Genomic DNA, 23940 nt, shown 5'->3' on the forward strand with positions numbered 1-23940 from the left:
TATATCGAATTGGATTTGGCAAATGCTAAGCAATCAAGAGACTAACGAAATCACCGGCATTCTTGGCGAGGAAAAGGTGCGGCTTATTCGTGCTGCTAGCGTTGAGCGCGAACGCCAGCGTTATTCCGATGATGAATTGTGGGAATGGTTCTTGAAGCTAGAAAGCCGCAAAGTCGAAATTATGGAGACTATCCCATACTATAATAAGTTAATTTCTGAAGGATATGAGGATTCTGGAGTATGGCGATTTAATCGTGATAGGCTGGCAACCGAATACAACGCGGCAAAACCACTCATGGATTGCTTAATCTGGCATTTAGAGCAGCGCGGCGACCCCACTATTGATAACTGGAGGACTGGTTGGGATGATAACTATTATCGCAGTATGCTCGGATGGTGCCGGAAACCTTGGGGAATTGAATAGAAGTGGATTGCAATTGGAAATTTTAGACATTATTACTGTAAATTATGGCAAACGCTTGGCCCTCTATCAGCCGTGAAGGCTCAACCAATGGTGCCCCGGCTTGGGGTATTCCTGCCGGTATTGCGGCGAATGCGGCGAAACCCTATCCCCTAATGCCCAAGGCTAGGGCGGGTGAAGGGAAGCGCCTTCGCCTAGAAAATGGCCCGCAAATTCGCCGCGAAATCGTCAAAGTCTATCGCGGCATGAAGGTTGGCGAGATTGATATAACGAAGGGCACGAAGCTTATTTATGCGCTTGAAGTTTTGAGCCGCGCAGTTGAGCGTGAAAACGTTGAAAAGCTGGCTGACAGGCTGGACGGAGCTGAAGGCAAGTAATGCGGTATTCTGGCCTTAGAACGCGGGTCAAACGCGCGGAAAAACGTAACCGGCACCGCAAGCCATTTACGAAAATCATCACTGGCATTTACGGCGAAGAACAGCCCGGCCCTGTTGTGGGCATTGAAGGCGACAATGGCCAGCGCGTGAACTTCAAACCGGGCGAAACACTGTCAGAGCTTCAGGCTAGGGCGCTTGTCTTGCCGGGCCGGTTCCTGCGGATCTGCTATGCGCCCGCCAGAGCCGCTAGGAGCGATGAAACGGCCCCTGCCGCCACTACCCCTGCCAACTCGCCTGTCGCGGCTCCTAGCGACCCTTGGGCGCTCGCTGGCATCGGAGTGCGGGCAGGGCGTGACCAACTCATTCGTATGGGCGTTATTGCAATGCCGCCAGAGCGGATTGTTTAACGCTGCATTCGGCCCGGTTTGTCATTTGGCTTGCGGTGACGCCAATACTGGCCAGAGCGCGACCATACGATTTCATCGCCGGGCGTAAGTTTGCGGAAAGCGTCAAGAATGGACTTATGTAGCGCGCGATTGCCGCTCTTGTTTCGGTAAACCAGCTCCGGGTTTGCCTTGAATACGAACGTTGCGACCCGGCTTTGATAGAGCGACGGCCTACCCGCCAACTCCTCTTTCATCCATTCGGCAATTTCATTTGCCGTCATCATTAAATATCCGCCAGTTTCAACGCCACGCCGGAAAAAGTGTTCTGTTGATGCTTATCGCCAGCAAACCAAGTGCATCCCCACGTATCTTGCTCATAACCCTCTTTTTCAACAGTCATGACCGGTCCGCCAGATTTCAATTCAACCAAATCACCGGGCGTGAATTTTGCCTTAGCCATTTTATTCATCCTTGTTGCAGTCAATGAAGAACATTTAGGGAATGCCAAGCGAGCCAGCAAGTCGCGCGGACCCGACAAATCCAAAGCCAATTGCCCAAAGGGTAAGGCAGCAGGTTGAGCTTGATGCTCGAAAAAACATATTTTGTCGTAAATTTAGCAATTTAGTGATTAAATCAGGCGGACTATGTATCCGCCAAACCCGACAGATAATTAAACAGTATATTCCTTTTGAAATAAGGCGTGAGCGCGCTTAATCACCATTAGAAGTGACAAGACAAAATGCGTGAATGCGAAAACCAAAAAAGCTGAGATTATATATTCAAAGCTATCAAATATATAAGCAAATGCAGCAATGAACAAAACAAAACTACATAGCAAAATCATGTAAGATAGATTCGTGTTTAATTCCCTCAAAATCGAATTTTTATCAATTTGATCTTGGTCGAATTTGGCCGTCAATTTTGGGTCCGAGGGGCGATGCCATTTTGTATGTAAAACAGAAAATATCGCAACCTGAATGTTAAGTAATAACGCCACAAAAATTCCGAAAAGAATAATTGCTACATTGTAGGCGTTGTCATTGAGCTTTATTCCATTCGAAAACGCGCATAGTCCCAGAACCACCGGCAGCAGATAAAAAATCAAGATATCGATGATGGATAGGGATTTGCTTCTCGCATCGTAAAGCGTCCGAAAATGATCGCGGATGATTGATAGGACATTAAATTTCATCGCTTTTTCCGACTATCATCTCATTGAAATCTGATAAAATATCATCAGAAATATTCGAAAGGGAGTCAAAGGTGGGGTGCCCATCGCGTCCGCGCTCGATGTCGTCAGTGATATCTATTACTCCGGCGAATGTATCGGAGCCAAACACAGTTACAGGCCGAGTTTTGCTGCCAACCTTTATATCTGCCACCGCTTCGTTGAATTCTATTCCGTCATGCAAAATCACTCCACGGTCATTTTTGCCGATAGAATTAGATACGTCTCGAAAAGAACCGAGCGATCCATTTCGCCTAGCTTTAATCGAGACTTCAAAATCCACCTTTTCTGGCGCATTTCCTCCCAGATACCTGTCTGTAACGTCAGGGCTTGCACCCCTTTTGATAAGCCGCAGCCTTTTCACAGGAGCGCGGTTGTAGGCTCCGCCTCGCACATCAGTTGGCATCAATTTTTGATATCTCAGAAGAAAATCAGGATTTGCGGCTTCAAACTCGCTTTTGAAACGCTCCATGACGATCGTGACACAAGATCTGCCTTGAAAGGATTGGAATCCGACAAACCCTACGCGTCCACCCTCAGGAAACCAAAATTCATAAAATAGCGGAATTTCTTCGACATCACTAACTTGACGACGGTAGTTTTGCATCTTTGTCGCATTGTCGACCAAGTTGCTCTCGAACCCGAAGGTGCCGTAATGGACGAAACCCTTGCTGTCGCCCGCACCACCATTCTCGCGTTCTTCAAAATACCAACTTCGTTCCCGTTCATCATCGGTCACAACATTAGACCAACGGTTGATAAAGTTAGTCGTGAAGCTGTCCGGTGACTGTCTGAAATCTGACGAGTTAACGGGAATTAAGGCTGGGTCACCACGCCTATGCGCAGTTATTAAATAACCACGAAAACCAATTGCACTCGCCATTAAACTATCCCCTGACCGAACATCGCTAAGAGCGACCTTCGCCTTTCAACTCAAACTTAAATTCAGGCATTTTCTACAGGCGGCGCGACCGCTGGCGCGTCCATGCCAAGTTGGGCCTGATAGGTTCGCAAAACCCACAAGCTACCCCAATAAGGCATTGTCAAACCGTCTGCTTTGAAAGCTTCCTGTGAGCCCAAAAGGCGACGGCGAAATTCAATACTTTCGTCTGGCGCGCAAGCTTGGTGAAAACCGTCAATGGCTTGAAGCGTATGTGCCATACCTTCAACTTCACTCATTCCGACTAGCTCTGGCACTTGTGAGGCTCGCAATTCTTTATCGTCATTTATCGCAAGAGATTGACGAGTTAGAGCGGCCCTTTCCCGGCTCTCTTTCCACCAGCTTAATATCCCCATGCCCTTGAACCTGTTTAATTAATCCGTTCTAAACAAGCACACTAACCTAATCAAGAATGTGGGCAAGGCACTGTCTGGCTTTTCTTTGATGATAATTGCAACGTCGGCTTACAGGATAGATGCTTTAAATACAGATTTCAGGCTGGCACGAATAAAGGGTGATTTCATGAACGATAACGAAAAGAAAACGTTCACCACGCAGGAGGGGCCGGACAGGGGCCGCGATAAGCCCGGCAGTGACCGCGAACGTCCGGCAGATGCACCTAAGCCCAAGCCGTCCGATACCGACAAGCGCGAGGGTAAATAACGCTATGCGCTCCCTACCTCTCGCCATTGCGCTCTCCGTAGCTCTTGCAGGTTGCGGCGGCGGCTCACCCGCACCTGAACCCAGCAACGAACCTAGTTCCGTTCCGGCAAAACCAGCGCCAACCTTTCAGGCAATTTCCGGCAATGATGTTTTCGCCATCATTATCCCGGCTGACATAACTGCTGACGATTTGGCTTCAGCGGCGCGCGACCAATGTGGGCAAAGGGAGTTTTGCCAAGTGCATGGTTGGCTATCTGAAGCTGACGCGGCGAAGGCTTTCCCAATGACCGACCGGGAAGTTTCTAAACTCGCTTTTCAGTATGCCCACAACCGGGCCACTGGCTTTGAGCGCCGGAGTTGGGATTGCAACCGCTGGCCCCGCACTGACGCCAATGAATGCTTATAGGTTCTAATTCCGGTTGCTCCGCCCAACTTTGGATTGGGGGTAAGGCTGGCCAGATTGGCAAAGGTAAGGCTGGCGCAATAGCCTAGTCGCACCTTTTCTAGGGTAAGGAACCGGGTTGAGCGGGATTTGCCAAAATCAATTAAACCAATGACTTAAGTGACGTTTTGGCTCCCTGTCTCTCCGCCAGCGCGTCCCCTTGGGCAGAGTTGTTTTCCAGATCGATGGTTCGAAGCCGGCAGTGGAGCACTGCACTCGTCGTGCTTGCGCGTCCTCGGTAATCGGCCCCGGTGACCGGACGACCGAAAACTCCTTTCCTACAAAGAACAAAATGTGAACAATTGTTAGTACGTTGATTCGGAGATTGTCATGTTTGTTCTAGATCCCCCTGCCATTTTCGCCCTTTCCGCGCTTCTTAGTGCATGCGCTGCACTCGTCTGGGCCGTCCGCCGAAAGCCCTGAGCCGCTTCAGATATCTTGGCGCTTTACCCGGTAAAGGTTTCCCTCAGCTGGCTTCCGTCTGTCTGACTGCCTTGCGGAACAGCCAGGCAGAAAGGAGCCAGCCCGCCGTCCAGACCAGGACGAAGACCCAGGCGAATTCGCCTTGGAGATGGATGATGACCCCGACCATCATTTGCGCGGCCGCGGTGGCAAACATCGCTGCTGCCATGCCGCGCGCCTTGAAGCGGGCACCAATGGCTCCGAACAGCGCCAGCAACGGGATCAGGTTGAACCACAAGTTGATCAGGCGGTCTTCGTTGCCGACGATGCCCACGGCGGCGTTGATCCACAGCATCACCAGCCCGGCGCCGAGGGCAACTGCCACGCCGCCGCGATAGGCCCAGCTTCCACTGGCGCGGACCGCCATCTCGAACGCCAGGCCGACGCCGCCCAGCATCAGTATTGCGAACACGAAATCTTCGCCCGTCCAGTTCACTTTGCTGGTGAACTGCATCGCGATTGCGGGCAGCGCGATCAGGCCGGCGATTGTTCCCCATCCCAGCATCCGCCAAGGATTGAGCTGCGACCGAGCAGGTTTTGCGGAGTTGTTGTTCATTGTCTTGCCTCATCTGTGATTACGCCGCATCAATGCCCGACCAAGAGGTGAGCGGCATGAGCGAAAAGTGAGCAATTGCTGAAATGAGCCATTCTCCCGTGTATTTCGGGCCATTCCAGCTCGATCTGGCCGACCGGCGGCTATCGCGGGGCGGAGACACCGTCGATCTCAACGCGCGGTATATGGATGCCTTGATCCTGCTGGTCGCGGCGGAGGGAAAGCTGGTCGCCAAGGAGCGGTTCATGGACGAAGTCTGGCGCGGCGTTCCCGTCACGGACGAGGCGCTTACGCAGGCCATCCGCACACTCCGGCGGGCGCTGGGGGACAGCGCGGCGACCCCCAGGTTCATCGAAACGGTTCCCAAGCACGGCTACCGTTTCATCGCACCGGTCGGGGCATTGGTAAGTACGGACCGGATACAATTATCCGATCCCGCGGAAATGACCGGCGGGCGCGAAGAAGCGCTCCATTCGGCGTTCATCCGCCAGACCCTTGCAGGCTGTACCGGCGCACTAGTCGCGGGGGCGCTGGTCGGATTGCTTTACGGCTTTATCGGTTCTGCGCAGCCGACCGGTGGCGGCGGCAGTGCAGCTTCGATATTGCTGGTCCTGGTCCTTGTTTCGATGTTTTCCGCTGGCGTCGCCGGATTCGGGATCGCGGCTGGCATTGCGGCCGCTGCAACTTTTATTCGTCCGGCGACGATCTATTGGACAGTTACCGGAGGGGCGCTGGGCGGGCTAGCGATGGGCGCTTTCGCCAACCTGCTCGGCAACGACCTCTTCCGGCTGCTCTTCGGTAAGGCTCCGGGCGTCTTTGCCGGTGCGCTGGAGGGATTGATTTTGGGCGGGACCATCGGTCTGGCGGTACTCTACGCGGGCAAAGGGGCAGCGTCTCGTCTTGCCGTTGCGGCGTTGTTGGGCCTTTTTGCTGGCATGTTGATCACGCTTGTGGATGGCCGGATGATGGCGGGCAGCCTGCAGGAGCTCGTCAGCGCATTTCCCACCTCTCGCTACCGTCTCGACGGGATCGGCAGCGCGTTCGGTGAGGATGGCCTGGGACCAATCGGACGGGCCGTTACGGCAGGCTTCGAAGGTGCGGTCTTTTCCGTCGGTATCGTGTGGGCCATGCGCCGCGCCGCGGCGAGGACTAACTCCGGTTACCGATCCCGCGATCAGTCCCGATCTGCGCCGAACGTGTAAGTAAGCGCGAGACCGCCAGAAATCTGGTCACGCGAACCGTACTGGCGGACAATGGGCGAATCTGCCGCGTCGCCCACCAGCCTGTCATACTTGGCATAGCTGTAGATGCCCCAGCGAGGTGTAAGCTGCCGCAAATAGCCGACGGTCGCCCCGACGGCCTGGACGCCGCCGTCTGCCATATAGGCCGGCAATCCGGATGCTGCACTGTCTTCCGGGGCAACGGAGAAATAGGCGCTGCTGTAATTGCTGTCGACAAGGGTAACTCGCGGGCCCGCGGATAACAGCCAATCGTTCCCCTCCCGTGCGACGAAGTCTGCGCCGAAAGTCCCGATCCAGCCCTCGTGCCCGCCAAGACCGCGCCGGACTTCGCCGCGAAGCCGGAAACTGTCCGACAAGGAATATTGCGCGAAAATACCGGCTTCGACGGTGAACCCTACCTTCGGCAGGTCGGTTCCCACATCGCTCGCCGTCCGGCTGCCCTCCAGATTTAGCGCCGGACCGACTGCCAAGTCACCGGACCGCAGGATCGCAAAGCCGAAGCTCTCATCGGGAGCCTCAAATTCGTAAAGCTCATCACCGCGCGCTGTGGCGACGTCGAAGAGCGGACGGATACTGAATTTATCCGAACCCGGATAGCTCGGGACTGCCTGTGCACCCAACGCGATCCGAACTTTGCGCGGTTCTTCGGCTCCATCATTTTCCTGCGCCAGCGCGGGAAAGGAAGCGAGAGATGCCAGGATGCATGCGGAGCGGAAGATTTGCTTTTCGAACATGGATGCTCCGTTGGCGTAAAGACGCGGGCGACACAAGCCGAAGGTGTGTCGCTGCCTCTGCCGCACTTAACATTTATGGCACGGCGTGCGCGGGAACCCGGTCCGTTACTGCCGCGTTTGGTCTCATATGTCACATGAAGTCACTCAGACGGTCAGGGGCCTAAGCAAACCCCTGATCACACTCGATAATAGCGCGCTGGAAGCAAGCTTGCGAAGCCACATCGCCGAGCCCGACTTCCCTTGCGTCGGGGCCAAGTCGGCGCTTGCAAAGGGAACTTTGCGGGTCATTTCTGGCTGGTCATTGACTAGCGCGTGGGACGATTTGAAGATCCACGAGGCGTTGATGGACTGGAGCGAAGAATTCAGGAAGGATCCTGCGGGTCTGCGCAGCCTGGCCGTCGTGTTCGAAGGTCCGACGGACGTTTCCGAAAGCGATTTCGAGCGGCTCATGTGGGAGCGTATCCAGTCGCTTGCCGATAAGGACGACTGGCTCGGACAGCCCTACGATCCCAAAGTGAGTACGAACCCGGAAGACCCGCATTTTTCGTTGAGTTTCGGCGGTCAGGCGTATTTCGTGGTCGGCCTGCATCCCAATGCGTCGCGCCCCGCCCGGCGGACACCGCATCCCACGTTGGTGTTCAACCTGCATGAGCAATTCGAGACACTGCGAAACCAGAACCGGTACGAACGGATGCGGGAGCGAATTATCGAGCGTGATGTCGCGTTGTCCGGATCGGCGAATCCCATGCTTGCCCGGCACGGCGAAATGAGCGAGGCCCGGCAATATAGCGGACGCGAAGTCGAGGGAGACTGGCAGTGCCCCTTCAGCGATCCCCGCGGATCATGACAACACGGATCGAGCCCCGGTCCGGCATCGCGTTCACCTTGGACGCAGGCGATATCCTGACGGTCTACGATCCGGAAGGCGGGCAGGTTAGCGACCTCGTCGCCTATGACCGGGATGATCCGCGCGAAGTTATCTCCAATGGGCGGACTTTCGATCTGGAGGAAACGATCCATCTCACCGCAGGCAACCGGCTGTGGTCCAACCGGTCCAATCCGATGCTCGCGATTACCGAGGACACCGCCGGTCTGCACGATTTCCTGCTGACGCCCTGTTCTGTCGACACATTCAAGCATTTCTATCCGGATAAGCCGGTCCACCGTGGGTGTTTCGGCAATCTTGCCGCGGCTCTCGAGCCTTACGGAATCGAAGCGGACAGCATACCCACCGCGTTCAACATCTTCATGAATGTGCCCGTCGGGCAAAACGGAAAGATCGAGGTTCTGCCGCCAACCACAAAGCCTGGAGACTACATAAGATTCGAAGCGCTCAAGCCGCTGATCATCGGCGTTACGGCATGTTCGGCTTATGCATCCAATGGCGGGAGTTTCAAACCGATCGATTTTCAGATCGACAGCGGTCGGTAGCTGAGGTGAGGGCGGAGCGCGAATCTGACGCTCAGTCTTGAGGAACTGGGGACGTAGGAGGCAATTCACGCCAACGTCCCGGCCTGACGGGTTCCTACAAGCTTTGACCGAATTATCAGCGCTTTGCGGCGTCAGAATCTTACAAGTCCTGCTTCTTGTCGCAGAATTTGCACATCGTGCCGGTTCTGAATCGACTTGCCTAATTCTCGCGGACAACATGGTCAAACCAGAGTGGATGACTTAAACTAGCGCGTCCGACACTCCATAATGGCCCGTTTTCGCGGATCCCTATTTATGCTATAAGCGTCGCAACTATTAGATTAGCAGATCTATATTAGTCAAAGTTAGCTAGGCAAACTTTGGGACGGTAGACATGCAATATTCCGGTGAGAGGGTTGCAGGCGGACAGAGCCCCGAGAAACGGGCGAAATTCGAAGTCGATGGGCTGTTGGCCGGCAGGCTCGGCGAAGATCGGCAGTCGTTACATGGGCTGCTCGACAGCCTCGCATTGCTTGATAGCCGAATGCGGATGTTGGTCCGGCGAGATGGAACATTATTGGCTGGATGTTCCAAGGCAACGGATCTTCTCGACCACGGCACATGCTTGCGAGTGCGCAGTGGGCGCGTGGTGGCATCGCAGCCTGATTACGATGAAAAGTTCCGCGAACTGTTGCAGACCAGACATCCGGCCGTGAGCACCCTGGCGTTGCCGTGCTGGATGATTGAAGGTCATGTCATCGTTCGCGCGACGTCGGTCTGTAAGGATGTGGTATGCCTGGGCCTGCAGTCCGCGACGGAAATGGTCGAACCCCAACTGGCCGACCTGACGGAAGTTTTCGGCTTGACCGCAGCAGAATCCTCGATCGTCTACAATCTTTACTTGGGTCATACGCCGAAGCAAATCGCGAAGTCGCACGACAATTCCATTCATACCATCCGCGCCCATATCCGCCGCTGTTACGACAAGCTGGGGATCACCTGCCGCGAAGAATTGTGGCGCAAGCTGAACGCATACCGCCTGTTGTAATGCAGGCGCCAAGGCAACAGTCCGACTTCACATAGTATATAGTTATCAATGACTATCAAACTATGACTAACAAACGGTTGTGATTTCACGGCCGGCGAATCGGATTAGAAGGCTCCCATAACAACAAGTCGCATCACCGAAATCGAAGCGTTTCGATTTCAGTCTTAACTGTCCGAAACCCAACCGTTTCGGAGAGACGGGACCGCTGTGTCCTGTGGGAGAGAGTTTTGCGATGAAACAGGTGGGTTACATCCGTCCGTTGTTTGCGTCTTCGGCAATTCTCGCGGTCACTGCGACTGCATCTTTGGGCTTACCGCTGCCAGTTTTTGCGCAAAGCGGCCCTGAGGCGACAGCGTCTCCGCCCGAGGGCAAGATTATCTACGCCCGCGATGTACCGTACGGCTCCGCAATCGGGCCGCGGACGCCCGCGCGCGAACACACCGTCACGACCGGCCCGACCGAATTGATCCTGAGCAGCATGACCGCCGGCCTCGAACCGATCGGGGACGACGAAAACGCCGCGGTTATCGCGAACACGAACGCCCAGACCGCGCAAGTCGGTGACCAGATTGCGCTTGGCACAAGCGCGCTGTCCAGCATGGCGGGGTCGGGCAATTCCGCGGCCAGCGTCGGCGATATACAGAGCAGCGCGGTTGGCGGAGCGGTCGGCCAGGCGACCGGCGCCATCGGCAACGCAATGGGCACCCTCCGCAGTGTTTTGGGCGGCCTGAACGCCGGACCCGGCGGCGGACCGGGAGGCGGACAATGACCTCTCGAACAACCTCGGCAATGGGGGTCCGCCGCGCGGCCCTTGGCGCGCTCGCCTCGATCCTGTCTACCGCATTGGCAGCCCAGGACGTTCCTCCAGCGCCCGAACCCGCAAGCGGGGACGCCCCGGCTATTGACGAAGTTGTTGTTCCGGGCGGATCCGCCGCGGGCAGTAGCGGGCGGGTGGCGGTTAATATCGCCGCGGGCGACACCAACCAGCAATTGGGCAGCGCGGTCATCGCGATAGGCGATATCGCGGCTATAACGGAGACCGCGCACCAGCGAATGACTGCCGGTGCCCCCGACGATCACGCCACCAGCATTACCGTTGAAGATGGCGCGTTCTCGGGCCTCAACGGTCTCACCAGTATCAACATTACCGCCGGTACGCAGAACCAGATGGCTAATTTGGCTGCGCTGGCGATCGGAAACAGCGGTGCCATGTCCGACCAGCTCCTGGAGCAGTCGCGGGCGCCCATCGAACCGAATGGGGGCACCCCGGATGGATCCCTGCCAGCCAACGACCAGATCGCCATCGGCGATACGGCGTTCGGCGATGGCAACGGCCTCATCCAGGTAAACCTGATCGGCGGCGAGGGTAATTCCTCCGCCAACACCTTCGCTCTGTCCATTGCGAGTGAGGGATCACCCTGAAGCAAACCACGACAAACTAAGGAGAAGTATGATGAAACGCCTTCTAATGGCTTCGGCTGCCGGATTGGCAATTCTCGCTGCACCAGCAGTCGCGCAGGACAACGGCGGCGACGGCGAAAGCTCGACCGAAGTCGATCTGCGTTACGCCAACAATATCGACACCAGCGTGACCACCGACGTTACCTACACCAAGAATGTCGCGCTGGGAGGCGCAGTCAGTCTTGATGGCGATATCAGTGTCGACAGTTCGGCAGTCGCGGTGACCGACGCCAAGCAGTTGCAGCAAGGCACCGTAGTCAATTACCGTGAAGAAAACGAACTGAACGGTGAAAACGGCTACGTCGATCCGGTGTTCGGTATCGGCTGGAGCGAGTCTGGAAACGACCCCAATGATGACCTGATTGACGGTGTGCCCGAAGACCAGATCCGCGCCGGATTCTTCGCGCCGATCATCAACACCGTCGAAACCTTCGATGTCGATGGTTCGGGCAATATCGGGGTCAACCTCGCTGCCGGGTACTTCAATGACCAGATGAACGCTGCGTCGATTGCGGTATCCAGCAATTCCGACGACGAAGCTGACGGCGGGTGGGCGGAAGCTTCCACCACGTCGCTGCAAGCGCTGATCGGAGTAGCCCAATTCGCAACCCCGGGTGAAATCCTCAACGAGGACGATCCGGAACAGGGCGGCGGGTTCAATAATTTCCGTGACCGCAACACCGTGATGGGTGCGACCGTAACCGGGTCGGGCAACATCGGCGCCAATGCGGCTGCAGGCAGTTTGAACCAACAGGCGAACCTGATGACGCTGGCCGTGGCCAACGACGCTACGCTTGCTGAAGCCAATGCTGGACTGATCCAGGCCACGACATCGTCGTTCGTGGAGCAGCAGGACAGCATCAACTCGGTCAGCGGTCTGACGATTGCCGGGGCATCCGGTAATATCGGTGTCAACATGGCAGCCGGCGTTGGTAACCAGCAGCTGAATTCGCTGACAATCGCTGCATCGCAAGGCGGTGCTCCCGCCGGAGGCGGCGGTGGCGGCGGCGGCGGCGGTGCCGACGGCAGCTAACAAGCCGTCCGTTCGGGGGAGGGCAGATGCACCCGTCGTTCTGCCCTCCCTTATCGGTTCAGTGTTTTCCGCAAAGAGACATATTTTGATGAGTCCCCCTTCTGCCTTTCAACTCAGTATTGCGGCCCCCGTGTCGGCGCTTCTGCTTGCCGGTTGCATGACTGCGCCGGCCCAGGATGCGCCGCTGTGGCTCGGCCAGACCGCAGAGGGCGCACGGATAACGCCGGTTGCGCTGACCAGCTGGAAGGACCGCAAGTTCGTCGGCCTGGTGCGCCAGCGCACCGATTTTAGCTGCGGCGCCGCGGTAATGGCCACTATCTTCAACGAGGCCTTCGGACGCAGCACGACCGAGCAGCAGGTGCTGGTCAACATGCTCAAAATCGCCGACCCGGACATTGTCCGGGAAAAAGGGTTCTCGCTGCTCGATATGAAGAATTATGCGCTTTCGATCGGCATGGAAGCGGAGGGTTACCGGCTCGAATACGACAAGCTGATCGAGCTTGAACTGCCTTCGATCGCCTTGCTGGACATCAAGGGCTACAAACATTTCGTGGTCATTCGCAAGACCTGGCCGGACCGTATCGCGATCGGTGATCCGGCGCTGGGCAACCGCACGATGAGCCGGCCCGAATTCGAAAAATCGTGGAACAATGTTGCTTTCGTCATCGCCGGTGAGGGCTACGACCCTGGCAATGCGTTGATCAACCCACCGTCGCCCCTTTCCGCGCGGCGCCTGCTTGCGCTCCATGCCGCGCTGCCGGCGGCGGAAACGGCCGAATTCGGCAATCAGGCGGCTTTCAGCTTCTCGTTTTGATGGAGAGTTAAAATGCGCAATTCCAACTCATCACGTTCCCTCACGGCGCTGGGCCTGGTCGGCGCAGCGTGCCTGGTGGCAGCGAGCCCCGCAAACGCGGACGACGCGGCCCCGGATCTTTTACCGCCGACGATTTATCTCGGCAGCGCGCTACCGGATGCCGAGCTGGCAGATATGCGCGGCAAGTTCGTGCGCCAGGAGGGCGTATCCTTTTTTGGCATTACCTTGCTTACCAGCTGGCAGGACGCACAAGGGATAACCACCAACGCACGGCTGGTGTTCAGTGTCGATTTCCTCAACCTCGGCGAAGATGGCAAGCCGGCTCCGGCATTGATGATCGGGTGGGAGCGTGAAGGTGATCCATCCATGGACGTCACGGACAGCCATACGGGCTACGTCCCCTACCTCGCGCCCGCCAACGTGCTTACCATCGGCGGTCTCGGCAGCCATGAAGGTGCTGCGCAGGCCAACGTCATTACCGGGTCGGGCAATCTTGCACGCAACACCATGCAGATCGCGGTCGTCCCGGCATCGGCGATGCCGGCTATGTCGGTGGCTGGATTGCAGTCGGCAGACGGTACGTCAGGGTTCGGTTTTGGGGATGGGGACCAGTTGCAGTTCCTGCTGGAAAACAACCAGATCGGCATTGTCATGACCGGCGGTCAGGGTCTCGACAGTTCGATGCAGGCGCTCGGCGGCGATATCGGCCAGATGCTCCAGCAGACAATGCTCAACACAGACGGCAATTCGGTTCTTAATTCCGCTTCCATCGTCCTGGCGGCAGACAATTTCGGCCAGCAGGCCGCGGTCCAGGTCGAAAGCGCGATGAGCGCCATGAAAGGCCATGGATTCTGAGCTCGTCAGGCAATCCCCGGGGAGGATGAAATGAACAGACTGCTACTGGCCATATCGGCCGCCCTGCTGCTGCCTTCGGTGTCGCATGCCCAGCATAACCAGACCCCCGACAACGCGTTCGCGGTGGAAGGGGCAGGGCGGCTTGATTGCGCATCGTTTAACACGGCTCGCCAGGACAAATCATCGGCAGAATACCAGCGGATGATTGGCTTTGTGGAGGGGTACCTAAGCGCTGCCAACCGGTATGAACCCAACACGTTCGACCTGACGCCGTGGCACAATGCAGCGGCCTTCGACATCATCCTCAATTCGCATTGCGCGGAACATGGCCAAGATACGCTTATCAGCGTGGTCCAGCGCATGGTCACCGGACTGAGGCCGGTCCGGATCGCATCCTTTTCGCCGTTGGTGGAAGTCGGCGACGAGACCCACAAGACCTACGTCTATGAAACCATCCTTGGCCGTGCGCAGGCCGCGCTCAAGACACGCGGACTTTATTCCGGCGAGGAGACTGGAAAATTCAGTCCGGAAATGCGGGAGGCGCTGAAGGCGTTCCAGCGTCAGGCGTCGCTCGATGCGACTGGCGTCCCCGACCCTGCAACACTGTGGTTCCTCCTGAACCCCTGAACTTCGGATGCGCCGGCCATGACGATGGCAGGGGCAAATGCATAGGAGCATTTCAAATGCGCAAACATCATTCTTCACATGGTTCGATCCTCGCGATCGCTGCGGCTGGGCTTGCCGCGGGCATCCCCGCTCACGCCGCGGCGCAGGCGGGCGAGGCGCGGGAAATCGCCGCGGAGGACCCGGCGGCAGCCGCCGAGATCGCGTCACTTCGCAGTCAGGTCAGTGATCTCGAGGCACGCGAGGCCGAGGCCCGCAGGCGGGTCGAAGCCCTTGAAGCGCGGCTGTCACGTCTGGAACAGATCGACGCCGAACCGATATCGATGGACGACGCGGCAAGTATCCGCGGCCGCTTCGTGGCGGAACAGAGCCATGCCCGCCCCGCCGATCCGGCGTTCCGCCGCTACCCGACACCGCAGTTCGGCGGTGTTAGCGAATTCGTGGCGGTGCAGCCCGAAGAGCAGCCCGGTGGCGACACCATTTCCGCAGCCGACCGCAAGACGCCCGCACCGACCGCGGCACAGGAAGACGTCACCGAGCAACAGCAAGGCGCGTTCGGCCGTAATTTCGGCGTCGAGATGGGTCTGACCTACACGCACTTCAGCAACGCGCGGATCAATCTGGACGGGTTCCTGGCCCTCGATGCGATTTTCCTCGGGACGATCAGCATCGACCAGATCAACGCCGACATATTCACGCTCGAACCTTCGGTCGATATCGGCCTGAGTGACCGCCTGTTCGTGGACGCGAGCCTGCCGCTCCTTTCGCGGACGTCGAATTTCCAGTCGGGCGGGGCTGGCGGGTCGGCCGCCGGGCTGGTCGAACGCACCGTCCACGGAACGGGCATCGGGGACGCAAGTCTCGGCCTCAGCTACCGGCTTTTCCCCGAAACCGTATCCCTGCCCGATGTGGTGCTGAACGGACGGGTCAAGTTCCCGACTGGTCGCCACCCCTTCGGGATCGAATTCGTCGAAGTGGAAGGCACCGAGGGCAACCTGCAGATCCCCGAGAGGCTATCGTTCGGCACCGGCGTCTATGGCGCGTCCCTCGGTTTTTCGATGTTGAAGACGCTCGATCCGATGATCGTGTTCGGCAGCGCGACCTACTTCCACAATTTCGAACGCAGTTTCGATGATATCGACGAAATTCCTGACGATCAGCCGGGCAAGGTCAAACTTGGCGATGCTTTCCAGTTCGGCGGCGGACTGGCGTTCGCGCTGAACGATAAATCGAGTATTTCGATGTCGTACACACAGCGGATCGTCGAGCGCACGACCCTGACGCCGGGCGACCGGGACGAACGCATTGTCGTGGGCAGTCAGGCCAACGTCGCCCTGGTCAATCTCGGCGCCACGTTCTCGCTCGCCGAAAACATGGCGCTGGTAACCAATGTCGGGATGGGCCTGACCAACGACAGCCCTGACATGGCGGTCAGCGTGCGAATTCCCTACCGGTTCTGACGAGGCGGTAACGCGTGCGGGACTGGCTGTCATTGTGCTTGCATCTGGCTAGTATAGGAAGGGCAAACTTTCCCCTTCCGGAGTCGTTACTTGGACCAGCTTACCGCCACCGATCGCCGCCGTTTCCTGACCGCTACCGGCACCGCCTTTGCTGCATTGCTGGCGAGCGGATGCACCGCCCGAACCGGTTCCCTCGCCAGCGTTCCCGCAACCGCGGGTTACGGTCCGCTGGTTCCCGACCCTGCCGGCTTTCTTGATTTGCCGCAGGGCTTTTCCTACCGTGTAATCTCCAAGCTGGGCGACGCGATGTCCGACGGGCTGACCGTGCCGGACCGCGCCGACGGCATGGGCTGCTTCGATCTTGGAAATGGCAAGCTGGCATTGGTCCGCAACCACGAATTGATGCCGACCAACGATGCGGGCGGAGACATTCCATTCGGCTACGATACGCTGGACGGCAAGGTCATGGCGGGCGGCACCACCACACTGGTGCTCGACGCCGCGACCCTGAAGATCGAGCAAGAATACCGCTCGCTTGCCGGAACAATTCGCAACTGCGCAGGCGGGATCACCCCGTGGGGCAGCTGGCTCACCTGCGAAGAAGCCGTCGTCCCGGCTTCCGACCGGAACGAGAAGAGCCATGGCTGGGTGTTCGAAGTGCCGGCCAACGCCGGCAAGCTGGTCAACCCTGAACCGTTGAAGGCGATGGGCCGATTCAACCACGAAGCCGCCGCGGTCGATCCGGCTACCGGCTATGTCTACGAGACCGAAGATCGCGGAGACAGCCTGCTGTACCGCTTTGTTCCGAAAGTGCCTGGCAAACTTGCGGAAGGCGGCAAGCTGCAAGCACTGGCGCTAATGGACGGCACGACGGACAGCCGCAATTGGGACGCGGCCTCCATGAAGGTCGGCGATATGCATCCGGTGCGCTGGATCGACCTCGACGATGTCGAAGCGCCGGAGGATGATCTTCGCCAGCGCGGTGCCGCCAAGGGCGCGGTACTGTTTGCCCGGGGCGAAGGCATCCACATGGGCGACGGCGAGCTGTATTTCTGCTGCACGAATGGCGGCGCGGCAAAGCTCGGGCAAGTGTTTCGCCTGCGGCCGGGCCGCAATGGCGGACCAGATGCGCTGGACTTGTTCTTCGAATCCACCTCGCCCGACCAATTCAACTACGGTGACAATCTGACCGTCGCCCAGAGCGGGCACCTGATTGTATGCGAAGATCAATACACCGACACGGTTGCCAATCATCTGCGCGGGATCACGCCGCAAGGGGATGCATACCCCTTGGCGCTGCTTCGCGAGCAGACGGAACCTGCGGGTGCGTGTTTCTCGCCCGACGGAAAGGTGTTGTTCGTCAATTCCTACAGCCCGACGGCGACACTGGCCATTACCGGTCCCTGGATTACTTGACAGGAGCAGCGGGGATCGCCCTGCTTGCCGGCAATCCCCGCTCTACCGCTCAGTCCTGTTTAACGCTCTCGCGGTCCCAGAAACGCAGCTTGCCGCATTGCGCGAGGAATTCGCTCGCTGCGTCCGTGCCGGAGGAAAGGTTGAAAAACCCGCCATCCATCCGGTTCCAGACACCGGCATTTTCGAACAACGGCTGGACCGCAGGGACGTAGGCCACGAACTTCGCGTGGGCGAACGCATCGTTGACGAAGTCGATGCTCGGCTTGTCGGTGCTGTAACGAATTGCCGATTCTTCGCTCATGACCACGGCGACCGCATCGAAGACCACCGACGGGCCGCCGTCGATCTTCTCGTCCGCCTGCAATTTATTTCCATCCGACAGCATTGCCCCGGCGATGTGGGGCGCAACGATCTTCGCCATCGCGCCGGCTTCCTTTGCGGCCTTCTGCAGCGCCTTGACCACCCCGGCATCGGCCCCATCGGCAACATAAATGCCCAACTTGCGGCCCTTGAAGTTGTCCGGACCGTTCCTGAGGATCGACAAGGCGGGGCTTTCCGGCAGGTCCGTGATCGGGTCACGCGCCGCAGGAACCTTGTCCGGCATTTCGGTCAGGCCGATCCCGTCGGCTACTTCCTGTGCCACACCATCGTCGATATGCCTCAGATGTCCGACCATGCGCTTGCGAATATCCATCCGTTCGACCTTTGAAAGTTCGAAGGTCAGCGCGTTTGCCATGTGGGTCTGTTCGACCGGGGTCTGCGACACGTAAAACTGCCGGGCCTGGCTGTAATGATCGGCGAACGTCTCGCTTCGTACACGGACTTTGGGGCCGGAGATTTCCGCCGGGTACGACTGGAAGCCGCGGTCGGGTGACGCACGCGGACCGCGGTCCTCTTCTGCGCCGTCGCCCATGCCCCAACTGTTCGGTTCGTAATTCGCCCGCCCCTTGGGGTTGTGCATCGCCATGTGCCCGTCCTGCTGGAAATGGCGCACCGGGCATTTCGGGGCATTGATCGGGATATGCGTGAAGTTGGGGCCGCCGAGGCGCTTCAGCTGCGTGTCGAGGTAGCTGAAGTTCCGGCCTTGCAGCAACGGGTCGTCCGAATGGTCAATGCCCGGCACGATGTTCTGGGTGCAGAACGCAACCTGTTCGGTTTCAGCGAAGAAATTGTCGACATTGGCGTCGAGCGTGAGGGTGCCAATGATTTCAACCGGGACCTGTTCTTCGGGAATGATCTTGGTCGCATCGAGCACGTCGAACTCAAAGCTGTCGGCGAAATCCTCGTCGAACACCTGGATGCCCAGGTCCCATTGCGGATAGTCGCCCGCGTCGATTGCATCCCACATGTCGCGGCGGTGGAAATCGGGGTCGGCTCCGTTGATCTTGAGTGCCTCGTTCCAGATTACCGATTGCAGACCCTGCCGCGGTTTCCAGTGGAACTTCACGAAATGCGATTTCCCCGCCTGGTTGACCAGACGAAACGTGTGCACGCCGAATCCTTCCATGAACCGGAAGCTGCGCGGGATTGTCCGATCGGACATAATCCACATGATCATGTGCATCGACTCCGGGCTTAGCGAAACGAAGTCCCAGAAATTATCGTGCGCGGTCTGCGCTTGCGGAAAACCGCGATCGGGTGCCGGCTTGGCAGCATGGATCAAATCCGGAAACTTGATCGCGTCCTGGATGAAGAACACGGGGATATTGTTTCCGACAAGGTCCCAGTTTCCTTCCGGTGTGTAAAACTTAGTAGCAAATCCGCGAACATCGCGCGCGAGATCGGGCGAGCCCTTGTTTCCGGCAACGGTCGAAAATCGTGTAAAAGTCGGCGTCTTTGTCCCGACATCGTTGAAGATCGCCGCGCGCGAATATTGGGGAATTGCTTTCTTCAGTTCGAAGTGGCCGTGCACTCCGTAACCCCGTGCGTGGACAACGCGTTCGGGAATGCGTTCATGATCGAAGTGAAAAATCTTCTCCCGCGCGACGTGGTCTTCGAGCAGCTGCGGCCCGCGCGGCCCGGCCGATAACCAGTTCTGGTCATCCGCAACGGGATGGCCCTGCGCTGTCGTCATGACGTCATCTTTGCCTTCGGGCAGCTGATGGTTTGCGCCGCCGTCCGACAGATTGAATTCCTTGGCCATAGCCTGCTCCATATGTTTGGGGTCCAGTCTTCCTAACGGGGATCAGCCGTTTGGGTTTCAGGCCGCGCCCAGCTTTTGCGCAGTGACATCCGCCGCGTCGCCGTGACGAAGACGGATGGGCTAACAATTATCAAGCTGTTGTATTCATGGAACTACCCGATTGGGTGCACGTTTCTTCAGCAATCGCCCTGCCGGCCTAGCGCTTGTCTGCACCTGCCCGGGCCCGGCCAGAAATCGGCTGCCATTAAGATACCAGGCGGCCAGCAAACGGTGCTGAAAATATTGGAGATCATCATGACGGACACTGCTGCCGCAAACGCCGCCACCCCCCCCTTTCCGGAACAGCAACAGGATGTCCCTGGCCGAACGGATCAGATGGACCCGGCGCCCGACCACGGCGAGGAAAGTTACCGAGGCTCCGGACGGCTTGAAGGAAAGAAGGCGATCATCACTGGTGGGGACAGCGGCATCGGCCGCGCCGTTGCGATAGCTTTTGCGCGTGAAGGGGCGGACATTCTCGTGTCTTACCTGAACGAAGATGACGATGCGGCGGAAACCAAGAAGTGGGTCGAGAAGGCCGGGCAGAAATGCACGCTGGTTGCCGGTGATATCAGTGACCCGGCGCATTGCCGCGAAATCGTGCAAACGGCGGTATCGGAATTCGGGACAGTAGATATCCTGGTCAACAACGCCGCCCACCAGATGACTTTCGAAAATCTCGAGGACATTCCGGACGAGGAGTGGCAGAAAACTTTCGCCACCAACATTCACGCGATGTTTTACCTCGCCAAGGCCGCGCTGCCGAACATGGGCGAGGGTGGTTCGATCATCAACACCGCTTCGATCAATTCGGACCAGCCGAGCCCGACCCTGCTGCCGTATGCTACTACCAAGGGTGCGATCCAGAACTTCACTGCAGGTCTGGCACAGCTGCTGGCCGACAAGAAAATCCGGGTGAACTGTGTCGCGCCGGGTCCCGTTTGGACGCCGTTGATACCGTCGACAATGCCCAAGGAAGCGGTCGAGAACTTCGGCAAGAACTATCCGATTGGCCGGCCAGCGCAGCCAGCAGAACTCGCGCCGCCTTACGTCATGCTCGCGACGGACGAAGCAAGCTACATTTCCGGCGCTACCGTGGCGGTCACCGGGGGCAAACCACTAATCTGACCCGTGTTGCACAGAGGAGAGCGAAAATGCCGCAAGGAGACAAGTCGAGCTACACCGACAAGCAAAAGCGCAAGGCAGCCCATATCGAGGAAAGTTACGAGGATCGCGGCGTCGGCCAAGATGAGGCCGAGCGCCGCGCCTGGGCAACCGTTAACAAGGAATCCGGCGGAGGCAACAAGTCCGGCTCCGGGCGCGGCAAGGAAGATAGCAAGGAAAGCTCGCGCAAAGGCGGGCGAAAGGGCGGGTCAAGCCAGAGTTCCTCAAAGCGGTCCGAAGCCGCGAAGAAGGGCTGGGAAACCCGCCGCAAGAACGGCAACGCCTGAGCCGGAGCGTTAACGCTCCGGCTTGGCCAGTTTACGGTGCATCTGCGCGACGAGTTCGTCGGGCAAGATGCCGGCGAATACGTCCTGAACCTTGTTCATGAAGCCGCTTACTTCCTGCGTTTCGCCCGCGAGCAACGCCCTGTAACCGTCCTTCGCGACCTTTGCCGGATCCGCCTTGCTATCGGATTGACCGGCGGCCGTGTCTTCCATGTTTGCTCGATCAAAGAAATCGGTGTCGGTGACCCCCGGCATCAGGCAGGAGATGACCACGTCGGTCGCCTTCAATTCGTTCGCCAATCCGACGCAGAAGTCGTTCACGAACGCCTTCGTGGAATTATACACAAGCTGGTAAGCACCCGGCAGGTCCCCCGCGATTGACCCTGTAACAAGGATCCGGCCCCGGTCGCGCAGGACCATCTGCGCGCCGAGCTGGTGGATTAGCGAGACCGTCCCGACGATGTTGGTATCGATAACGTGCTTGATGTCCGACCACTTCTGTTCGAAGAACGCATGTCCAAGGCCATGACCCGCATTTGCCATCAGGGCATCCACCTCGCGGCTGCCAACAGTGCCGACCAGCTTGTCGACACCCTCCTTCGTTGCCAAATCCGTTTCCAGCGTATCAACTTCGGCGGCACCGCAACTTTCGGCTGCCGCCTTGGCTTCGGCCAGGTCGCGGTCGGCGACCAGCAGAAGGGAGCAGCCGTCCTGTGCGGCCAGTTTGGCTAGCTCAAGTCCGATACCGCTGGACGCGCCGGTGACTACGCAAAAGCCGGATAGCTTATCGATTGAATTCTTACTCATCATGCGTTCTCGCTTATTGTTTCCATTCCGGGTTTCAGGACCACTTTCGTCCATGTGTCCTGTTCCTGTTTGAAGTTCTTGTAACCTTTGACCGCTTCGCCGAGTGGCAGGCGGTGGCTGATCAGGAACGTCGTATCGAGCGTCCCGTCTTCGATCTTCTCGAGCAGGGGTTTGGTGTATTTCTGGACGTGGGTCTGGCCCGAGCGGATCTGCAGCCCCTTTTCCATCAGCGCACCGAGCGGGAATTTGTCGGTCATTCCGCCGTAAACACCGGGGATGGAGACCTTGCCGCCGAACCGTACGGCCAGCAGCGCCTGCTTGAGCGCGCTCGCGCGATCTGCGCCGACCCCGACTTTCTGTTTCACGATGTCGATCATGTTATCGACGGCGAAGCCGTGCGCTTCCATGCCAACGGCGTCGATCACCGCATCCACGCCGAGGCCGCCGGACATTTCCATCAAAGCTTCCCGCACATCGGTACCGCGGAAGTCGATGACCTCCGCGCCCAGCTTTTTCGCCAGTTCGAGCCGGTGGGGATAATGGTCGATGGCGATCACCTTGGCGGCGCCCATCACGATCGCGGACTGGATCGCGAATAGCCCCACCGGACCGCAGCCCCAGACAGCGACCGTGTCGTCCGGCTGGATGTCGGCGTTCTCCGCAGCCATCCATCCGGTCGGCAGGATATCCGAAAGGAACAGGACCTTGTCGTCGTCGAGGTGGTCTGGAACCACGATCGGCCCCACGTCGGAAAATGGTACACGAACATATTCCGCCTGGCCGCCGGAATAGCCGCCGGTGAGATGGGAATAGCCGAACAGTGCGGACATGGGCTGGCCATAAAGGGTGGCCGACATGTCCTGCTTTTCAGCGGGGTTCGAATTTTCGCACGCGGAGTACTGTTCGACGTGGCAATGGAAGCACCCGCCGCAACTGATGGTGAAGGGCACGACTACACGCTGCCCTTTCTTCAGGGTGCTGCCGCTGCCGGTTTCGATGACTTCGCCCATGAATTCGTGGCCGAGCACGTCGCCCGGTTTCATCCCGGGAATTACCCCGTCGTAAAGGTGCAGGTCCGACCCGCAAATCGCCGTCGAGGTGACCTTGATGATCGCATCGCGCGGGTTGATGATTTCCGGGTCGTCGACATTTTCCACGCGCACATCCTTGGTGCCGTGCCATGTAAGAGCCTTCATGCTGCATTCTCCTGCTTCGCTGCACGCGTATTTTCCTTCCGCATTGCGGATGTGGCGATTTCGCCTGTTTCCATCAGCATTTTCAGCCGCTTGAGATCGTGACGGGTCTGCACCTCGGGTTCGCGCAGGAACAGTTTTGCGACGGCCTTGCCGGCAGCGCCCGCTGGCGGCTTGTAAGCCACGATCAGGGTGACGCGGGTGCCGCGATCGCCGGGGGCGTCCTTGAACATCACCCGGCCCTCGGCCTCGATTTCGGAACCTTCGACCGAACGCCAAGCGATAAGTTCATTCGCTTCTTCGCTGACGATTGTTGTCTCCACTCGAACCGTCCGGCCGAGGGGAGCCTTGATCGTCCACGCCGCTCGGCCCGATGTCTTGTCGAGCATTTCGATCGACTCGACGTTCTCCATGACGGGAACAAGGTTCGTGAAATCGCGCCAGAAGTCGAAAAGTTCGGTCCTCGGTTTGCGGATCGTTACGGTCCGACCGCTGACATCGAATTCTCCGTGACCGCTGCGGGCGGTATACCCAGGGGCGCTGTCACGGCTGGCGTTGGCATGCCGCCGCGCCAGACTGGCGAGGGCGACGCCGCCAGCTGTCAGGCCAAGGCCGACAAGCACGCCGGCGGCTTGTGTGGTTCTGTTGCTCATGAAGATCTCCTTTCACCTTAAAGAGGCGAGGAGAGCCGCAAATGTTCCATTGGTCGGAGGGGCGGTCAGAAAGAATGCGACGAAGCGGT

At 58.2% G+C, this 23940-nt stretch carries 28 protein-coding genes; 17 read left to right on the top strand and 11 right to left on the bottom strand.

Features of this window, described 5'->3' with window-relative positions; genetic code table 11:
* Positions 1 to 22 precede the first annotated feature (22 nt).
* On the top strand, positions 23 to 424 hold the full coding sequence (locus GRI65_RS01180) for a hypothetical protein (protein WP_160754712.1): 402 nt from the start codon (positions 23 to 25) through the stop codon (positions 422 to 424).
* 44 nt (positions 425 to 468) lie between these two features.
* A complete protein-coding gene (locus tag GRI65_RS01185; protein WP_160754713.1) occupies positions 469 to 798 on the top strand; it encodes a hypothetical protein in 330 nt (109 codons plus the stop codon).
* A 403-nt stretch (positions 799 to 1201) separates the two neighbouring features.
* On the opposite strand, the gene GRI65_RS01190 is transcribed toward GRI65_RS01185, so the two are convergent.
* The 5 genes from GRI65_RS01190 to GRI65_RS01210 all read right to left on the bottom strand — a co-directional run bounded on the left by GRI65_RS01190 (position 1202) and on the right by GRI65_RS01210 (position 3591).
* A complete protein-coding gene (locus GRI65_RS01190; RefSeq protein ID WP_160754714.1) occupies positions 1202 to 1468 on the bottom strand; it encodes a DUF6953 family protein in 267 nt (88 codons plus the stop codon).
* The gene (locus GRI65_RS01195; RefSeq protein ID WP_160754715.1) at positions 1468 to 1644 is read right to left on the bottom strand and encodes a YodC family protein; all 177 of its coding nucleotides are present in this window, start codon (positions 1642 to 1644) and stop codon (positions 1468 to 1470) included. The genes GRI65_RS01190 and GRI65_RS01195 overlap by 1 nt, the downstream gene beginning before the upstream one ends.
* A 210-nt stretch (positions 1645 to 1854) precedes the next feature.
* The gene (locus GRI65_RS01200; RefSeq protein ID WP_160754716.1) at positions 1855 to 2376 is read right to left on the bottom strand and encodes a hypothetical protein; all 522 of its coding nucleotides are present in this window, start codon (positions 2374 to 2376) and stop codon (positions 1855 to 1857) included.
* Entirely contained in the window at positions 2366 to 3295 is a 930-nt protein-coding gene (locus tag GRI65_RS01205) for a hypothetical protein (RefSeq protein ID WP_160754717.1), read from the bottom strand. The genes GRI65_RS01200 and GRI65_RS01205 overlap by 11 nt, the downstream gene beginning before the upstream one ends.
* Positions 3296 to 3357: 62 nt before the next feature.
* On the bottom strand, positions 3358 to 3591 hold the full coding sequence (locus GRI65_RS01210) for a hypothetical protein (RefSeq protein ID WP_160754718.1): 234 nt from the start codon (positions 3589 to 3591) through the stop codon (positions 3358 to 3360).
* A gap of 283 nt (positions 3592 to 3874) precedes the next feature.
* On the opposite strand from GRI65_RS01210, the gene GRI65_RS01215 reads away from it, so the two are divergent.
* Positions 3875 to 4015 carry a hypothetical protein gene (locus GRI65_RS01215; protein WP_160754719.1) on the top strand — a complete coding sequence of 47 codons (141 nt, stop codon included), beginning with the start codon at positions 3875 to 3877 and terminating at the stop codon, positions 4013 to 4015.
* Positions 4016 to 4923: 908 nt separating this feature from the next.
* On the opposite strand, the gene GRI65_RS01220 is transcribed toward GRI65_RS01215, so the two are convergent.
* Positions 4924 to 5475 (bottom strand): hypothetical protein, encoded by a 552-nt coding sequence (locus GRI65_RS01220; RefSeq protein ID WP_160754720.1) that lies wholly within the window; start codon positions 5473 to 5475, stop codon positions 4924 to 4926.
* Between the two features lie 83 nt (positions 5476 to 5558).
* On the opposite strand from GRI65_RS01220, the gene GRI65_RS01225 reads away from it, so the two are divergent.
* Positions 5559 to 6674 carry a winged helix-turn-helix domain-containing protein gene (locus tag GRI65_RS01225; RefSeq protein ID WP_160754721.1) on the top strand — a complete coding sequence of 372 codons (1116 nt, stop codon included), beginning with the start codon at positions 5559 to 5561 and terminating at the stop codon, positions 6672 to 6674.
* Here GRI65_RS01225 and GRI65_RS01230 read toward each other — a convergent pair.
* Positions 6647 to 7447, bottom strand: a complete 801-nt coding sequence (locus tag GRI65_RS01230; RefSeq protein WP_160754722.1) for a MipA/OmpV family protein — start codon at positions 7445 to 7447, stop codon at positions 6647 to 6649. The two genes, GRI65_RS01225 and GRI65_RS01230, sit on opposite strands and share 28 nt — an antisense overlap.
* A 127-nt stretch (positions 7448 to 7574) precedes the next feature.
* On the opposite strand from GRI65_RS01230, the gene gntA reads away from it, so the two are divergent.
* The 11 genes from gntA (at position 7575) to GRI65_RS01285 (ending at position 17568) form a co-directional block, all read left to right on the top strand.
* Complete coding sequence (gene gntA / locus GRI65_RS01235) at positions 7575 to 8294, top strand: guanitoxin biosynthesis heme-dependent pre-guanitoxin N-hydroxylase GntA (protein ID WP_160754723.1); 720 nt, start codon at positions 7575 to 7577, stop codon at positions 8292 to 8294.
* Positions 8291 to 8878 carry a DUF1989 domain-containing protein gene (locus tag GRI65_RS01240; RefSeq protein WP_160754724.1) on the top strand — a complete coding sequence of 196 codons (588 nt, stop codon included), beginning with the start codon at positions 8291 to 8293 and terminating at the stop codon, positions 8876 to 8878. Before gntA ends, GRI65_RS01240 begins: the two co-directional genes overlap by 4 nt.
* Before the next feature lie 373 nt (positions 8879 to 9251).
* The gene (locus GRI65_RS01245; protein WP_160754725.1) at positions 9252 to 9905 is read left to right on the top strand and encodes a helix-turn-helix transcriptional regulator; all 654 of its coding nucleotides are present in this window, start codon (positions 9252 to 9254) and stop codon (positions 9903 to 9905) included.
* A 232-nt stretch (positions 9906 to 10137) separates the two neighbouring features.
* Entirely contained in the window at positions 10138 to 10674 is a 537-nt protein-coding gene (locus tag GRI65_RS01250; protein ID WP_160754726.1) for a hypothetical protein, read from the top strand.
* Complete coding sequence (locus GRI65_RS01255; RefSeq protein ID WP_160754727.1) at positions 10671 to 11327, top strand: hypothetical protein; 657 nt, start codon at positions 10671 to 10673, stop codon at positions 11325 to 11327. The genes GRI65_RS01250 and GRI65_RS01255 overlap by 4 nt, the downstream gene beginning before the upstream one ends.
* Positions 11328 to 11358: 31 nt before the next feature.
* Complete coding sequence (locus GRI65_RS01260; RefSeq protein WP_160754728.1) at positions 11359 to 12399, top strand: hypothetical protein; 1041 nt, start codon at positions 11359 to 11361, stop codon at positions 12397 to 12399.
* The gene (locus GRI65_RS15185) at positions 12365 to 13213 is read left to right on the top strand and encodes a C39 family peptidase (protein WP_160754729.1); all 849 of its coding nucleotides are present in this window, start codon (positions 12365 to 12367) and stop codon (positions 13211 to 13213) included. The genes GRI65_RS01260 and GRI65_RS15185 overlap by 35 nt, the downstream gene beginning before the upstream one ends.
* A 12-nt stretch (positions 13214 to 13225) precedes the next feature.
* Positions 13226 to 14068, top strand: a complete 843-nt coding sequence (locus GRI65_RS01270) for a hypothetical protein (protein ID WP_160754730.1) — start codon at positions 13226 to 13228, stop codon at positions 14066 to 14068.
* A gap of 30 nt (positions 14069 to 14098) precedes the next feature.
* Positions 14099 to 14695 carry a peptidoglycan-binding domain-containing protein gene (locus GRI65_RS01275; protein ID WP_160754731.1) on the top strand — a complete coding sequence of 199 codons (597 nt, stop codon included), beginning with the start codon at positions 14099 to 14101 and terminating at the stop codon, positions 14693 to 14695.
* Positions 14696 to 14751: 56 nt separating this feature from the next.
* Positions 14752 to 16152 carry a transporter gene (locus GRI65_RS01280; protein WP_160754732.1) on the top strand — a complete coding sequence of 467 codons (1401 nt, stop codon included), beginning with the start codon at positions 14752 to 14754 and terminating at the stop codon, positions 16150 to 16152.
* Between the two features lie 90 nt (positions 16153 to 16242).
* Entirely contained in the window at positions 16243 to 17568 is a 1326-nt protein-coding gene (locus tag GRI65_RS01285; protein ID WP_160754733.1) for an alkaline phosphatase PhoX, read from the top strand.
* 49 nt (positions 17569 to 17617) lie between these two features.
* Here GRI65_RS01285 and GRI65_RS01290 read toward each other — a convergent pair whose 3' ends face one another.
* Positions 17618 to 19711: a catalase gene (locus GRI65_RS01290; RefSeq protein ID WP_160754734.1), complete on the bottom strand. Its 2094-nt coding sequence runs from the start codon at positions 19709 to 19711 to the stop codon at positions 17618 to 17620.
* 294 nt (positions 19712 to 20005) lie between these two features.
* Between GRI65_RS01290 and GRI65_RS01295 the strand changes: the two genes are divergently transcribed.
* Both GRI65_RS01295 and GRI65_RS01300 read left to right on the top strand, forming a co-directional pair.
* Positions 20006 to 20878, top strand: coding sequence for a glucose 1-dehydrogenase (locus tag GRI65_RS01295; protein WP_160754735.1), 873 nt, complete (start codon positions 20006 to 20008; stop codon positions 20876 to 20878).
* Positions 20879 to 20904: 26 nt separating this feature from the next.
* Complete coding sequence (locus GRI65_RS01300) at positions 20905 to 21201, top strand: plasmid stabilization protein (protein WP_160754736.1); 297 nt, start codon at positions 20905 to 20907, stop codon at positions 21199 to 21201.
* Positions 21202 to 21210: 9 nt separating this feature from the next.
* On the opposite strand, the gene GRI65_RS01305 is transcribed toward GRI65_RS01300, so the two are convergent.
* Genes GRI65_RS01305 through GRI65_RS01315 form a run of 3 tightly spaced genes read right to left on the bottom strand, consistent with a single transcriptional unit; the run spans position 21211 to position 23851 of the window.
* Positions 21211 to 22005, bottom strand: a complete 795-nt coding sequence (locus GRI65_RS01305; RefSeq protein WP_160754737.1) for an SDR family NAD(P)-dependent oxidoreductase — start codon at positions 22003 to 22005, stop codon at positions 21211 to 21213.
* Complete coding sequence (locus GRI65_RS01310) at positions 22005 to 23201, bottom strand: zinc-dependent alcohol dehydrogenase (protein ID WP_160754738.1); 1197 nt, start codon at positions 23199 to 23201, stop codon at positions 22005 to 22007. Before GRI65_RS01310 ends, GRI65_RS01305 begins: the two co-directional genes overlap by 1 nt.
* On the bottom strand, positions 23198 to 23851 hold the full coding sequence (locus GRI65_RS01315) for an SRPBCC family protein (RefSeq protein WP_160754739.1): 654 nt from the start codon (positions 23849 to 23851) through the stop codon (positions 23198 to 23200). Before GRI65_RS01315 ends, GRI65_RS01310 begins: the two co-directional genes overlap by 4 nt.
* Positions 23852 to 23940: the final 89 nt, after the last annotated feature.

This window comes from Allopontixanthobacter sediminis, assembly GCF_009828115.1.
In the GTDB taxonomy this organism is placed as follows: Bacteria; Pseudomonadota; Alphaproteobacteria; order Sphingomonadales; family Sphingomonadaceae; genus Allopontixanthobacter; species Allopontixanthobacter sediminis.